At 58.8% G+C, this 13,846-nt stretch carries 12 protein-coding genes; 6 read left to right on the forward strand and 6 right to left on the reverse strand.

The genetic code is table 11. The features are described from left to right. Positions 1 to 20 precede the first annotated feature (20 nt). A complete protein-coding gene (gene dnaK, locus K6117_RS11895; RefSeq protein ID WP_221795298.1) occupies positions 21 to 1,919 on the reverse strand; it encodes a molecular chaperone DnaK in 1,899 nt (632 codons plus the stop codon). 189 nt (positions 1,920 to 2,108) lie between these two features. On the opposite strand from dnaK, the gene K6117_RS11900 reads away from it, so the two are divergent. Continuing rightward, a complete protein-coding gene (locus K6117_RS11900) occupies positions 2,109 to 2,576 on the forward strand; it encodes a copper chaperone PCu(A)C (RefSeq protein WP_221795299.1) in 468 nt (155 codons plus the stop codon). A 195-nt stretch (positions 2,577 to 2,771) separates the two neighbouring features. Here the strand turns inward: K6117_RS11900 and rpoZ are convergent, their stop codons facing one another. After that, positions 2,772 to 3,113: a DNA-directed RNA polymerase subunit omega gene (rpoZ, locus tag K6117_RS11905; RefSeq protein WP_221795300.1), complete on the reverse strand. Its 342-nt coding sequence runs from the start codon at positions 3,111 to 3,113 to the stop codon at positions 2,772 to 2,774. Between the two features lie 88 nt (positions 3,114 to 3,201). On the opposite strand from rpoZ, the gene K6117_RS11910 reads away from it, so the two are divergent. Then, positions 3,202 to 4,413: a phospholipase D-like domain-containing protein gene (locus K6117_RS11910; RefSeq protein WP_246605079.1), complete on the forward strand. Its 1,212-nt coding sequence runs from the start codon at positions 3,202 to 3,204 to the stop codon at positions 4,411 to 4,413. Here the strand turns inward: K6117_RS11910 and K6117_RS11915 are convergent. Next, positions 4,371 to 5,006 carry a class I SAM-dependent methyltransferase gene (locus K6117_RS11915; protein WP_221795302.1) on the reverse strand — a complete coding sequence of 212 codons (636 nt, stop codon included), beginning with the start codon at positions 5,004 to 5,006 and terminating at the stop codon, positions 4,371 to 4,373. The genes K6117_RS11910 and K6117_RS11915 overlap by 43 nt on opposite strands. 164 nt (positions 5,007 to 5,170) lie before the next feature. On the opposite strand from K6117_RS11915, the gene K6117_RS11920 reads away from it, so the two are divergent. From K6117_RS11920 to K6117_RS11930, 3 genes are all read left to right on the forward strand, one after another. Next, positions 5,171 to 6,484 carry an MFS transporter gene (locus K6117_RS11920; protein WP_246605063.1) on the forward strand — a complete coding sequence of 438 codons (1,314 nt, stop codon included), beginning with the start codon at positions 5,171 to 5,173 and terminating at the stop codon, positions 6,482 to 6,484. 557 nt (positions 6,485 to 7,041) lie between these two features. Next, positions 7,042 to 7,938, forward strand: coding sequence for a LysR substrate-binding domain-containing protein (locus K6117_RS11925; RefSeq protein WP_221795303.1), 897 nt, complete (start codon positions 7,042 to 7,044; stop codon positions 7,936 to 7,938). A gap of 327 nt (positions 7,939 to 8,265) precedes the next feature. Beyond that, on the forward strand, positions 8,266 to 9,594 hold the full coding sequence (locus K6117_RS11930) for a DEAD/DEAH box helicase (protein ID WP_221795304.1): 1,329 nt from the start codon (positions 8,266 to 8,268) through the stop codon (positions 9,592 to 9,594). A gap of 97 nt (positions 9,595 to 9,691) precedes the next feature. Here K6117_RS11930 and K6117_RS11935 read toward each other — a convergent pair whose 3' ends face one another. Genes K6117_RS11935 through tldD form a run of 3 tightly spaced genes read right to left on the reverse strand, consistent with a single transcriptional unit; the run spans position 9,692 to position 13,028 of the window. After that, complete coding sequence (locus K6117_RS11935) at positions 9,692 to 10,492, reverse strand: LytR/AlgR family response regulator transcription factor (RefSeq protein ID WP_221795305.1); 801 nt, start codon at positions 10,490 to 10,492, stop codon at positions 9,692 to 9,694. Then, complete coding sequence (locus tag K6117_RS11940; RefSeq protein WP_221795306.1) at positions 10,489 to 11,583, reverse strand: sensor histidine kinase; 1,095 nt, start codon at positions 11,581 to 11,583, stop codon at positions 10,489 to 10,491. Before K6117_RS11940 ends, K6117_RS11935 begins: the two co-directional genes overlap by 4 nt. Before the next feature lie 11 nt (positions 11,584 to 11,594). Then, complete coding sequence (tldD, locus tag K6117_RS11945; RefSeq protein ID WP_221795307.1) at positions 11,595 to 13,028, reverse strand: metalloprotease TldD; 1,434 nt, start codon at positions 13,026 to 13,028, stop codon at positions 11,595 to 11,597. Between the two features lie 129 nt (positions 13,029 to 13,157). Between tldD and K6117_RS11950 the strand changes: the two genes are divergently transcribed. Beyond that, positions 13,158 to 13,820: a TetR/AcrR family transcriptional regulator gene (locus K6117_RS11950; protein WP_221795308.1), complete on the forward strand. Its 663-nt coding sequence runs from the start codon at positions 13,158 to 13,160 to the stop codon at positions 13,818 to 13,820. Positions 13,821 to 13,846 lie beyond the last annotated feature (26 nt).

Genomic DNA, 13,846 nt, shown 5'->3' on the forward strand with positions numbered 1-13,846 from the left:
TCATGTGCATCGCTTCGGCCTTAGCCCTTCTGATTGTCGTCCACTTCCGAGAATTCGGCGTCGACAACATCATCCTGCGCCGGTGCATCCGCACCCGGCGACGCAGCCGATGCCTGTTCCTTCTCGTAAATCGCCTGACCAAGCTTCATCGCGACCTGCGCCAAGGCCTGCGCCTTTTCGGTCATCGCTTCCGGCTCACCGCCTTCGACAGCCGCCTTGGTGTCGGCGATCGCCGCTTCGATTTCCGCCTTCAGGGCCGCATCGACCTTGTCCGCATGTTCGACCAGTTGGCGTTCGGTGGTGTGGATCAGGCTTTCCGCATTGTTCTTGGCTTCGGCAGCTTCACGACGCTTCTTGTCTTCATCCGCAAAGCGTTCGGCATCCTTCACCATCTGATCGATATCGGCATCGGTCAAACCACCGGAGGCCTGAATCTTGATCTGCTGTTCCTTGCCCGTGCCCTTGTCCTTGGCATGGACTGACACGATGCCATTAGCGTCGATGTCGAACGTCACTTCGATCTGCGGCACGCCACGCGGGGCGGGCGGAATGCCGACGAGGTCGAACTGGCCGAGCATCTTGTTATCTGCCGCCATTTCGCGTTCGCCCTGGAACACGCGGATCGTGACCGCCTGCTGATTGTCATCAGCCGTCGAATAGACCTGCGACTTCTTGGTCGGGATCGTGGTGTTGCGGTCGATCATGCGGGTGAACACGCCACCCAAAGTTTCGATGCCGAGCGACAGCGGCGTCACATCGAGCAACAACACATCCTTGACGTCGCCCTGCAACACGCCCGCCTGAATGGCCGCGCCCATGGCGACGACTTCATCCGGGTTCACGCCGGTGTGCGGTTCCTTGCCGAAGAAGTCCTTCACGACATCGCGCACGCGCGGCATGCGGGTCATCCCGCCGACCATCACGACTTCGGCAATGTCAGCAGCCTTCAGACCAGCATCCGCCAGCGCCTTTTTGCAAGGCTCCAGCGTACGCTGGATCAGTTCGGCCACCAGCTTTTCAAGATCGGCGCGGGTGATTGCCTTCACAAGGTGCTTCGGCCCATTGGCATCCGCGGTGATGAACGGCAGGTTCACTTCGGTCGTCTGCGCGGACGACAATTCAATCTTCGCCTTTTCCGCAGCTTCCTTCAAACGCTGGAGCGCCAGCTTGTCCTGCGTCAGGTCGATGCCTTCCGCCTTTTTGAAGTCATCGGCGAGATATTGCACGATCTTGGCGTCGAAATCTTCACCGCCAAGGAAGGTATCGCCATTGGTCGACTTCACTTCGAACACGCCGTCGCCGATTTCCAGCACGGAAATATCGAACGTACCGCCGCCAAGGTCATAGACCGCGATCAGCTTGCCTTCATTCTTGTCGAGACCATAAGCCAGCGCCGCCGCCGTTGGTTCGTTGATGATACGCAGCACTTCCAGACCGGCAATCTGGCCCGCATCCTTGGTGGCCTGACGCTGGGCATCGTTGAAATAGGCCGGGACCGTGATCACCGCCTGCGTCACCGTTTCACCGAGATACGCCTCGGCGGTTTCCTTCATCTTTTGCAAGGTAAAGGCGGAAATCTGCGACGGCGAATAATCTTCGCCACCCGCGTTCACCCAAGCATCGCCGGTCTTGCCCTTGACGATCTTGTACGGCACGAGACCCATATCCTTCTGGGTCATCGGATCTTCGAACCGGCGACCGATCAGACGCTTCACGGCGAAAATCGTGTTTTCCGGGTTGGTGACGGCCTGACGCTTTGCCGGCTGACCGATAAGACGTTCGCCATCCTTGGCAAAGGCGACGATTGACGGCGTGGTGCGCGCGCCTTCGGCATTCTCGATCACCTTTGGCTTGCCGCCTTCCATGACGGAAACGCAGCTGTTCGTGGTGCCAAGGTCAATCCCGATTACTTTTCCCATGTTTTTCAAACCCCATACGATAGAAAGGAATGAACCCGAACCGATGGCGCGGCATCCATTCACTGCAACTTTGAGGCCGATATAGGTGGCAATTCGCTTGTCGCAAGGGTTGCGAGACGTTTATCTGGGCGCGCAGCTCGCCTAGATGGGTGCAGCCTCTTTCTCTTTGTGCCCAAACGGAGATTATCCATGCGTCGTCTATTGTCCCTGATCGCCCCCGTCGCCGCGCTCGCGCTCACCGCGTGCAGCGCCTCGCCGACTGCTGAAGGGCCAGTGACCGACGCCTGGGTGCGGCTTGCGGCAGTCGAGGGCAATCCGGCGGGCGGCTATTTCACCCTGCATGGCGGCGCGACCGACAATCGACTGCTTGACGTCACCAGCCCGAAAGTCGCCAGCATCGAACTCCATGAATCCCGGATGCAAAATGGCATGATGGAGATGGCCCATCTCGATAAGGGCGTGGTCGTGCCTGCCAATGCCACCCTCAGCTTCGCGCCCGGTACGATGCACGCAATGATGTTCGGCATCGCGCCTGAGGTGAAGCCGGGATCGAAAATCCTGCTGACCTTCCGCTTTGCCAATGGCGATCCGGTCAATGTCGAGGCCTTGGTCAAGGCCCCGGGCGAAGACGGCGGCAGCGAACACATGCAGCATTGATCGAGCAGCAGCTTAGCAATCCCCCACCAACGGCGCTTTAGCGCCGCAAGGCCGACCGGCCGCCCGAGCTTATTGCGAGGAAGCCAAGCGGGCGGATGCCCGCGCCCGGCGCCTGAGGGACTAAACAAAAAACCCCTTAAACAAAAAGGGCGGCACAATGGCCGCCCTCTTCGTTATTACAGATAGTGCAGACGATCAGTCGTAATCGCCGCCCAGATTCTGATTGCGGGGCGGTGCCGCCGCCGTCAGGCGCAGTGCTTCAGACTGCTGCGACAGCGAGCCCATTTCATCGACCACATCATCTTCATCGACACGCACCTTCTGCATGCCGGAGATAGCCGATTCGAGCAGATCATCAGGAAGAACGGTTTCTTCCGCGATTTCACGCAGCGCCACGACCGGGTTTTTATCGCGGTCGCGATCAAGGGTCAGCTCGGCACCGCTGCTGATTTCGCGGGCACGCTGGGCAGCCAGCAAGACGAGATCAAACCGGTTGGTGATCTTGTCGACGCAATCTTCAACGGTGACGCGCGCCATGAATAGGCTCCGATATAAGAGAATTCTGAGAAGCGCGCGGGCTAGCAGGGCCTTGCGCCGCTGTCAATAAACAGGGCATGTGGATGACATGCAGGACGAGGATTGGCGCAACAAGCCCCTGAATCACATTATCGAGGGTAATCGCCTCGCATTATACCCGCGCGGCCCCGCCCGGTTCGATGCGATCATCGCCTTGATCGATAGCGCGACGACCAACCTGCAATTGTTCTTTTATATCATCCGCAACGATGAATATGGCGGCAAGCTGCGCGACTCGCTGATCAATGCGCGGCAACGCGGGGTCGAGATCGACCTCTTGGTCGATGGCTTCGGTAGTGAACAACTGCCCGACAGCTTCTTTGCCCCGCTCCTCGCCTTGGGGGCAAGATGCGCACGATTCCTACCCGGCTTTGGGCGCAAATATGTCCTGCGCAACCACCAGAAACTGATCATCGCTGATCGCGAACGCGCAATGGTCGGCGGCTGCAATATCGAACGCGATTATTTTATCGAATCACCCGATGGCGGCAATTGGGTCGATCTGATGGTGGAAATTGATGGCCCTGCGGTCGCGCCATTGGCCCATTATTATGACGATCTCGATGGTTGGGTGCAAAGCGGCAGTGCCGGCCTGCGATCATTTCGGGCATTGTTGCAACGCCATGACCGATTGCAGCCAGAAGGACGATTACGCTGGATGTTTTCCGGCCCGTTCGCTCGCATTAGCCCGCTCACCCGCGATATCCGCCACCAGATCGCGATTGCACACAAGATCGACATCGTCGCGGCCTATTTCGCCCCGACCCCCGGCATGATTCGACGCCTTGGCCGCGCAGCGCAGCGTGGCACATTGCGAATCATCACCCCCTCGCGCTCGGACAATCGCACGACCATCCATGCCGCCCGCCATTGCTATGGCCGATTATTGCGCAACAATGCGCATATCGTCGAATATCAACCCGCCCGCCTGCATATGAAACTGATCGTCGCTGATGATGATAGCTATATTGGCTCTGCTAATTTCGATGTCCGCAGCATGTTCATCAATGCCGAGGTGATGTTGCGTGTCTCGGACGCCGGTTTTGCGGCCAAAACACGCGCCCTGATCGACGGCCTGGAGTCCGACTCGCGCCCGATTACGCCCGAAAAGCTTGAACGCGTCGCCACTTTTGGCGCACGACTGTTGTGGCGGCTCAGCTATTATATCGTCGTCACGCTCGACCCGACGGTGACACGGCGCTTGCTGCGCCGCGTGTTTCAGGTGGAAAGAGAGTTGGAATCCTCTTTCCATGCCCAATAAAGCCGGGCAGGCGGGATATTCCACCACACATGGCCTTGATCGATATGCTTGAAATAGGGGGCGATGAAGGCCCGCACCTTCGGCGAATATTGATACACTAAAAACGCGCCGCCACCCCGCAGCGCCGCCCAAGTATTGGCTGCAATCGACGGGCCAACGCCATCCGGCAGAGTCGAAAACGGCAGGCCCGACAGGATATAATCGGCATGTTCGAAACCATGCTGGCGAATAATTTCCAGCACATCCGACGCCGACCCCAGCACCGGGATAAAACGGCTGTCCGCGATCTCGCTCGCCAGATAGTCAATGAAGTCCGGATTGGTATCGATCGCGATATAGGTCGCATCCGGGGCCATATGTTCGAGAATGGCGCGACTGAACGTACCGACGCCCGGACCATATTCCACGAACAGGCTGCACGCCTTCCAATCGACACGGTCGAGCATGGCAGCGATCAACGTATCCGACGAGGGAATCACCGAACCAACCATCACCGGATGCTTCAGAAAACCCTTGAAAAACATGGCCCATGGGCCAACCCGCTTTTTCCGCATACCGGCTTTTTCGAGGGCCGCCCCATCGGATGACATCATATTCGCTACGCCTTGTGTTCGACAATCTGTTCAAAGCGTTGGCAAATGCGCGTGGCAAAGGCAAGGATAAGGCGTTAGAGTTGAGCAGAAATTCGACACCAGCTCAGGGCCAAGCCTGAATTTGCAGCGAAAATGGAATTTCGGCACATCATAAGGAGCGTTGAATGGCCGTGCCGATGCTATCACGTTTCAAGGCACCCGGCACCACACTCCGGCCAAAGCAGGAATTCGCGATCCTGTTCGCCGTCATGCTCGTCATCGCTTCGGGCAATACCGGGCTCATTTCCTTGATGCCGGTCATCAGTCGCAGGCTCGATCTACCGGACGTCGCGCTGGCGATCGCCTTTTCCTGCTCCTCCTTGATCTGGACCACCTCCGCCCCCTTCTGGTCACGGCAAATCCACCCGCGTGGCAGTCGCCAACTGATCTTGGGCGGACTGATTGGCTATGTCTGCTCCCAATTATTATGTGCGCTGACCTTGGGCCTGGGTCTGCTCGGCATCATTCCACCACTATATGCCTTTGCGGGCTTTATCGCGAGCAGGGCCATCTATGGCTTTATGGGCGCCGCCGCCCCGCCTGCCGCACAAGCGCGTATCGCACTGCATACCAAGCCGGAAGAACGCACCAACGCCATGGCGATGTTCGCCTCGGCCTTTGGGCTTGGCACGATCATCGGTCCGGCCATGGCCCCGTTCTTCATCCTCCCCTTGATCGACTATGCCGGATCGCCGATCATTTTCGGGCTATTTGGCCTAATCACCCTGATTGCGGTGATGGCAAAGCTGCCGGACAATGATCCGATCGATTATGATCTTCAGCCTGCATCCGAATCCTACCCCGGCGTCGGCAATGAACCAACCGACGCCTCGATCGTGATCGCCACCGCGCCACCCAGCACGGTCAAGTTGCGCTGGCGCGATCCGCGCATCCAGCCTTGGCTGCTCGCGGGCCTGATCGGCGGCCACGCACAGGCCATTACCGGCATGACCATCGGCTTTCTGGTGCTGGACCGACTCCAACTCCCGCCCGATCAGGCACAGTCATTGATCGGGCTGGTCTTGATGGTCGGCGCTGGGGCCGGCCTGTTGTCACAATGGGCATTGATCCCGAAACTGGGCCTGTCGCCACGGCAAATGGTGTTGTTTGGCAGCCTGATCTCGGCCATTGGCCTATTGTTCACAGCCCATGTTACCAATTTGCACGCCATTGCCGTGTGCTATGCGCTGTCAATGCTGGGCTTCGGATTTTTCCGCCCCGGCTTCACGGCGGGTGCATCACTGGCGGTTGATCGGCATGAACAAGGCGATGTCGCTGGAAAGGTCACGGCGGTGAATGGCGCGGGCTATATCATTGGTCCGGCTTTTGGGATGATGCTTTATGGCCTGTCGCACGCCCTGCCATTCGAATTAGCGGCGGCAGCGATGGGCGGGGCGATCCTGGTCACCCTGCTGCGCGTCCAGTCCGACCGGGACTAGCAAACAATCAGGTCATTCAAACATATACAGGCGTCAAAGACAAAAAAAGGGCCGGTCGAATGAACCGACCGGCCTTTGAAAGTTTTATAGGAGAGGATGCCTGAAAGGCACTCCCTATATGCGGGCCGACTCGGTTTTGTGCAAATGCGAAGATGAACGGTACAGATGCAACAATTGCAATTATAAACTAGTGCCAATTGTTATCTGCGCAATTGATTGAACCGCTTTGAGAGCAGGTTCATCAGTTTAGGTTCGTTCTGGGGGCAAAAAAAGGGCCGGTCGAGTTACCGACCGGCCTTGGAAGTTTTATAGGAGAGGATGCCTGAAAGGCACTTTCTATATCTCTCAGGACAGATTATTGTGCAACTGCGAAGAAGAAGAGGTGGGTTGCATTTTATGCATGCGATACCCATCACTAATGCTACACTGCACAAATGTTTCGATGCCGCCTATAAACAAGCAGACAGGCAAAAGAGCAAATGGCGCAAATACGTAACGTCGCGCACAGGCTGAACGGATAAAACGGGCCAGACTGGCAAAACGATAAGGATAGATAGATGCGTCGGCTACCACCGCTTTCAGGGATTGAGGCCTTTGTACAGGTCGCCCGGACTGGCTCCGTCAAGGCTGCTGCCGAGTCGCTGTTATTGTCTGCGCCCGCGCTTTCCCGCCGCATTCAGGGGCTGGAACGGCAATTGGGCCGCCCTTTGTTCGACCGCGTGCATCAAGGCGTGCTGTTGAACGCTGAGGGCGAAGCTTTGCTCCACCGGATTGCACCCGCGCTTGATGCCATGGTCGATGCGATTGACGCGACCGTTGGCGGTGCTGAAATCATGCGCCTGCGCATCGGCATGCCCCCTCTTTTTGCATCGCAGCAGATCATTCACCGCCTGCCCGACCTGCGTGAACTGCATCCGACATTGCATCTCGACATCGATACCGCCCCCCATGCCATGGCCCGCGTCGGTGAAGGACTGGATGCGGCCATCGTGCTGGTGCGCTCGGTCGAGCCCTCGCTTTATGGCCGCAGGATGGGCGTCAATTACGTCGTCGCGCTGGCCTCGCCCGAATTGATCAACGGTCCCCACCCGATCAAAACCCCGAAAGATCTGCGTCACCACACGATCCTGCTCCATCGCGACATGCCGGAAACCTTCGACGAATGGCGCGATGCCATGGGCCAGCCCGATGTCGAACCGGCCGCCATCGATCATATGGATTCGGGGCAGTTGATGCTGGAAGCTGCGGCACAAGGCCTAGGCATCGCCTTCATGCTCGATTCGCACCTGAGCGAATGGGACGATGCGGAACGCCTCGTCCCCTTGTTCACCAAAAAGATTGCCAGCCCCTATAATTACTACTTCACCTGCCGTCGTTCCGCGATGTCGGTAAGGGCCGTGCGCCTGTTCCACGACTGGCTGTTCGAAGCACTGGAAGAAGACCCCGCCAGCTAAATATAATTTCGCGACCTAAGGCACATCCAGAGGCAACCGCATCAATCGGCGCTATTGCCTTGCTTTTTTCGGTCTGGGTAGATAAAGGGCGGGCGTCGATCGGCAGGATTACCTGCTTGTCAGGGCAGTGTGAAAAGCCCATCCGGCAGCGTGAACCAGAAATACAGGCCTTGTTCAAGGGCCTGACATCCGGGCCGGAATTCAGATCGACTCATGCCACCGGCATCCCTTTTCACGCGGGTTGTCATTTGACCCCGCTGCGCAGGCCCATGATCGTTTCCGGTCGTGGCCGGCCTGTCGTTGCACGATTGAAAGACGTAACGAAACATGACGAAATTTACAGACCTCGGCCTTGCCGAACCGATTGAGCGCGCGCTGGCCGCCAAGGGCTATGAAACGCCGACGCCGATCCAGATCAAGGCCATTCCGGTCCTGCTGCAGGGTCGCGACCTGTGCGGCATCGCCCAGACCGGCACCGGCAAGACCGCCGCATTCGCGCTCCCGTCGCTGCATCATCTTGCCGCCGATCTGAAGCGTCCGATCCCGTTGAGCTGCCGCATGCTGATTCTCTCGCCGACCCGCGAGCTGGCCAGCCAGATCGCCGTCAGCTGCCGGGATTATTCGAAATTCCTCCGCCTGTCGGTCGAAACCGTCTTCGGCGGCGTGCCGATCGGTCGCCAGATCAAGGCTTTGTCGCGCGGTGTCGATATTCTCGTCGCCACGCCGGGCCGTCTGCTCGATCTGATCGATCAGAATGCATTGAGCCTGCGTAACGTCGAAATCTTCGTCCTCGACGAAGCCGATCAGATGCTCGATCTCGGCTTCATCCATGCGCTCAAGCGCGTTGATAAGCTCCTGCCGAAAAAGCGCCAGACCCTGTTCTTCTCGGCCACCATGCCAAAGGCGATCTCGGAACTGGGCGATCGCTTCCTGAACGATCCGATCCGCGTATCAGTCACCCCGCCCGCCACCACGGCAGAACGCGTCGATCAATATGTCACCTACGTCAATCAGACGGAAAAGCAGGGCCTGCTGACGCTCACCTTGCAGGATGAGAAGATCGAACGCGCGCTGATTTTCACCCGCACCAAGCATGGCGCGGATCGCGTGGTGAAGCATCTGCAAGCTGCCGGCATCGGCTGTGAAGCGATTCACGGCAACAAGAGCCAGCCGCAACGCGAACGCGCCTTGGGTCTGTTCCGTTCGGGTTCGATCAAGTTTCTCGTGGCCACCGACATTGCCGCGCGCGGCATCGATGTCTCGGGCGTCAGCCATGTGTTCAACTTCGAACTGCCGAACGTGGCCGAACAATATGTCCACCGCATTGGCCGCACCGCGCGCGCAGGTGCCACCGGTATTGCGATGAGCTTCGTCGCCGAAGACGAACGCGCCTATCTGCGCGGGATCGAACGGCTGACCAAGGTCAAGCTGACCTCCATCCCATTGCCCGCCGATTTCATGGAGAAATCGCGTGCTTTGCCCAAGCCCGCAGCCGCCCGCCCGACGGCGCAGCGTCGTCATGACGGCAGCGCCCGCCCCGCCGGTGGTGCCGAGGGCGAACGTCCGCGTCGTCCGTTCCGTCCGGCTCGCAAGCCGGGTGGCGTGGGCGGCCATAAGGGTGCCGTCCGCAAAACGGGTGGCGGCGGCGGTCGTTAAACACATCTAACGGATAGGCTTCCAGCCCATCCCATAAATAAGGCCGCGCCTCCCTAGGGAAGCGCGGCCTTTTTGCGTTGGGCGTTTGAACGCAATGTCAGTGCACGAACCGCGCCACCACATCGCGATAAGACCGGCTGACCTTCACCTGCGCGCCGGATTCCAGCACGAGAAAGCATTCGCCATTGGTATGCGGACGGACCTCGCGCACCAGATCGAGATTGACGATGGTCGACCGGTGGACGCGCTGAAACTTGCGGGGGTCGAGCCGCTTTTCCAGATCCTTCATCGTCTCGCGCAGGATCAGGCTGTTATCCGCCGTATTGATGCACATATAATCGCCCGCCGCGTCGATCCGTTCGATCGTATCGACATCGACCCGGAAAATCTGGCCGCGATCCTTGATGTTGATCAGCTTTTCATATCGATTGGCCGCAGGTGCATCGCCGGTTTCGGGCATCGTCTCGACCGCGTCCGGCGCATGTTCAGCCAGCACTTCCTTCAACCGTTCGACCTCTTCCACCCCGCGCTTTTCGGCGAGGCGCTGGCGCACGCGATCAAGCGTATCGGCCAGCCTGTCCACATCCACCGGCTTCATCAAATAATCGACAGCCTGCGCCTCGAACGCGCGCAACGCATGTTCGCCATAAGCGGTGACAAAGACAAACAACGGCGGCTCGACCTCCATCACCCCCTGCACAACCGAAAAGCCATCGAATCCGGGCATCTGAATATCGAGAAAAACAAGGTCCGGCTTATGCGTCTTGATCGCGCGGATCGCCTCGCGCCCGTTCGAACATGCCTCGATGATCTCGACATCCTCAAAAGGTTCGAGACGCAAGCGCAGGCCCTGCAATGCCAGCGGTTCGTCATCGACGATAATCGTCCGAATCGTCATGCTGCTTCCCTCTGGGGTTCGGTTTGAAAGGGAATGTTGATGCGCACACAAAATCCCTCCGACGTATCCGGCAGAATCTCGAAACTGTGATCATCGCCAAAAGCCTGCTGCAACCGGTCACGGATGTTCGCAAGGCCAACGCCTGTAGACTCGATGGAACGTGGCGTCGGCGCATTCAACCCCGGGCCGGTGTCAGTTACGGTGATCTGCACCCGATTACCGACCAGCCGAGCATCGACGGTAATGTCCGCCCCCTCCTCCTGCGGCGTCACCGCATATTTGATCGCGTTTTCGACCAATGGCTGCAACAATAATGACGGCAAGCGCACGGCCGTCACCGCCAGATCAAGCGTAAATTCGGTCCGCAGCCGATCTTCGAACCGCATCTTCTCGATTTCGAGATAGAGCTTCAGCGTCTCAAATTCCTGCGCCAGCGTCACCTGCGCCGTCGGCTCATTGACCAATGTATATCGCAAAAACGACGATAATCGCGACAGCATCGCATTGGCGCGCTCGGTCTGCTTCAGCAGCACCAAGGTGGAAATGCTGTTCAACGTATTGAACAGGAAATGCGGATTGAGCTGATAGCGCAGCATCGCGAGTTGCGCGCTCGACGCCTGATTTTCGAGGTGGAGCAATTGGTCCGCCTGCTTTTCCAGCATCAGATAGAAGTTAATGCCGTAATACAGCGCCGACCACCCGAGCAACAGCATCGAATCGAGCAAAAACGCGCCAAAGAACAAGGGCGCATTCATCCGTTCGCCGGGGCGATAGAAGGTGATGAACGCCTGTGTCTCGATCATGGCATAGGCCACCGCTGCGATCATCAGCACGGTAATTGATAGCGTCCAAGTGATAATCGGGCGCTGATCGATCAACCGGCGATAGGCCGCCGCCATCAACAATGTCAGCGAATAGCCAGTGGCAGTCGAAATCGCCATCGGCACGATGAACAGCAAATCGACGCCATTGGCAAAGCCGCTCAATGTCCTGAGCACGAAATACGCGCCCCAACCGGCGGTTTGCAGCACCCAGAAGGCGCGATCCTTGTCCGCGAAGAACGGCTTGCGGCGCAAGGGGCCGAGGCTCATGCTCGCCGCCGTCAAGCTGCGGTCCCGCCCACGGTCAGGCTATCGATCAACAAGGTCGGCTGGCCCACCCCGGCGGGGACCGATTGGCCGCCCTTGCCGCAAATGCCCACGCCTTCATCAAGCGCCATATCATTGCCAATCGCCGATACGCGGGTCAGCACGCTTGGCCCGTCGCCAATCAACGTCGCGCCTTTGACCGGCGCGCCCAATTTGCCATTTTCGATCTTATAGGCTTCGGTGCAGGAAAAGACGAACTTGCCGCTGGTAATATCGACCTGACCGCCGCCAAAGCTCTTGGCGAAAATGCCGTTTTTCACCCGTGACAGGATTTCCGCCGGATCATCCTGACCCCCCTTCATAAAGGTGTTGGTCATCCGCGGCATCGGCGCATGGGCATAGCTTTGCCGCCGCCCATTGCCGGTCGATACCCCGCCCATCAGCCGGGCATTGAGCCGGTCCTGCAAATAACCGCGCAAAATGCCATCCTCGATCAGCACGGTTTCCTGCGTCGGCGTGCCTTCGTCATCAATCGTCAACGACCCGCGCCGCCCGGACAACGACCCGTCATCGACCACCGTCACGCCCGCAGCCGCCACGCGTTCACCGATGCGTCCGGAAAAGGCGCTTGAACCCTTGCGGTTGAAATCGCCCTCCAGCCCATGGCCGATGGCTTCATGCAGCAATACCCCCGGCCAGCCCGGCCCGAGCACCACCGTCATTTCACCCGCCGGGGCATCGACCGCATCGAGATTGACCAGCGCCTGTGCCAGCGCCTCATCAATCGCGCGATTCTGAGCATCGGCAGTAAACAGCCGGTCATACATCCAACGCCCGCCCATACCGAACGACCCGCTTTCGCGCCGGCCATTTTGTTCGACCACGATCGAGACATTGAGCCGCACCAAGGGCCGCACATCGGTCGCGACAAAGCCATCCGCGCGCACGATTTCGACGACGCTCCAGCTCCCCGACAGGCCGACGCTCACCTGTGCCACGCGCGGATCGCGGGCGCGGGCGGCGGCATCGATTTCGGCGCAAAGCTTCACCTTATCGGCAAAAGGCGTCAACGACAGCGGATTGGAACCGGGATAGAGGATCTCATTCGTCCGGCGCGGCGGGCCTTGGGGCGCAGCCGAAGCCGGATCAAGCAAGGTCAATGTCTCCGCCGCCCGACGGATCGCCGCCGCGCTCAATTCATTGGCATGGGCAAAGCCGGTCATCTCGCCCGATACGCCGCGCAGGCCAAAGCCCGATTCGGTGCTGTAATTGGCGGTTTTCAAGCGCCCATCGTCAAAACCGAAGATCTCTGACGCGCCATATTGCAGGTATAATTCGCCATCGTCGCAATGTCGCAACGCATGGGCCGTCAATTGCTGCGCCTCCATCGGATCAAGACCGTCAGGGCGATAAAGGAACTGGCGCGGGTCCGCGAAAAAATCTGTCATAAGAGCAGAATATAGGATGTTTCCCGAACAAGGGAAGGCCTGCAACGGCATGCCTTGCATCATATCGCGACTCGGCTAGACTGTAAGCGTCTGAAAAGACTTGTCCTGTGGCGTAGCGAGAACATCCATATGATCGCGTCAATATCAAAGAAGCGGTTCACCCAAGAGGAAGGCCGCGAACTGGCGCTGGAGGCCGCGCGTAGCCTGTTGCTCCATGCCGGGCCGCATGCCGTGACGCTGAAAGCCGTGGCCGATCGGATTGGCCGCACCCATGCCAATCTCCTCCATCATTTCGGGACCGCCGCCGAATTGCAAAAGGCGCTCGCCGCCTCGATTTCCGCGCGCGTGGGCGCGCGAATCAGTCAGGCCGTGATCCGGGTACGGGATGAGGCGGCGAATCCGGCGGAAATCGTCGACCTGATTTATGACGCGTTCCAAAAAGAAGGCGTCGGCCCGCTGGCGGCATGGATGATCCTGACCGGCAATCGCGATGTACTCGACCCGATCTTGCGGACCTTGCGCGATGTTGTCGGCGATCTGATGCAGGCAGGGACAAATATCCCGCTTCAGCGCCATACGCTCAGCCTGGTACTGGGCGCGCTCGGCTATTCGCTGCTGGGCGAGGAATTTGCCTTGGCCCTTGGCCAGCCGCCGGAAACCGCCCGCGAAATGGCGATTGAACATCTGCGAATCGGCATCGCCACGGCCCATGCCGAACATCTCGAATCAGAGGCGATTCGCGTGACGCCCGACATTCCAGCCACAGATCACGTCCCTGTGCTGCAAATTTGACGGCCAAACATACGCGATAAAGCCAA

The organism is Alteraquisediminimonas sediminicola, from assembly GCF_019740335.1.
GTDB lineage: Bacteria > Pseudomonadota > Alphaproteobacteria > Sphingomonadales > Sphingomonadaceae > Alteraquisediminimonas > Alteraquisediminimonas sediminicola.

Excerpts from the sequence above, each read along its gene's own strand:
- dnaK (WP_221795298.1), bottom strand. The coding sequence starts at position 1,919 with ATGGGAAAAGTAATCGGGATTGACCTTGGCACCACGAACAGCTGCGTT.
- K6117_RS11900 (WP_221795299.1), top strand. The coding sequence starts at position 2,109 with ATGCGTCGTCTATTGTCCCTGATCGCCCCCGTCGCCGCGCTCGCGCTC.
- rpoZ (WP_221795300.1), bottom strand. The coding sequence starts at position 3,113 with ATGGCGCGCGTCACCGTTGAAGATTGCGTCGACAAGATCACCAACCGG.
- K6117_RS11910 (WP_246605079.1), top strand. The coding sequence starts at position 3,202 with ATGCAGGACGAGGATTGGCGCAACAAGCCCCTGAATCACATTATCGAG.
- K6117_RS11915 (WP_221795302.1), bottom strand. The coding sequence starts at position 5,006 with ATGATGTCATCCGATGGGGCGGCCCTCGAAAAAGCCGGTATGCGGAAA.
- K6117_RS11920 (WP_246605063.1), top strand. The coding sequence starts at position 5,171 with ATGGCCGTGCCGATGCTATCACGTTTCAAGGCACCCGGCACCACACTC.
- K6117_RS11925 (WP_221795303.1), top strand. The coding sequence starts at position 7,042 with ATGCGTCGGCTACCACCGCTTTCAGGGATTGAGGCCTTTGTACAGGTC.
- K6117_RS11930 (WP_221795304.1), top strand. The coding sequence starts at position 8,266 with ATGACGAAATTTACAGACCTCGGCCTTGCCGAACCGATTGAGCGCGCG.
- K6117_RS11935 (WP_221795305.1), bottom strand. The coding sequence starts at position 10,492 with ATGACGATTCGGACGATTATCGTCGATGACGAACCGCTGGCATTGCAG.
- K6117_RS11940 (WP_221795306.1), bottom strand. The coding sequence starts at position 11,583 with ATGAGCCTCGGCCCCTTGCGCCGCAAGCCGTTCTTCGCGGACAAGGAT.
- tldD (WP_221795307.1), bottom strand. The coding sequence starts at position 13,028 with ATGACAGATTTTTTCGCGGACCCGCGCCAGTTCCTTTATCGCCCTGAC.
- K6117_RS11950 (WP_221795308.1), top strand. The coding sequence starts at position 13,158 with ATGATCGCGTCAATATCAAAGAAGCGGTTCACCCAAGAGGAAGGCCGC.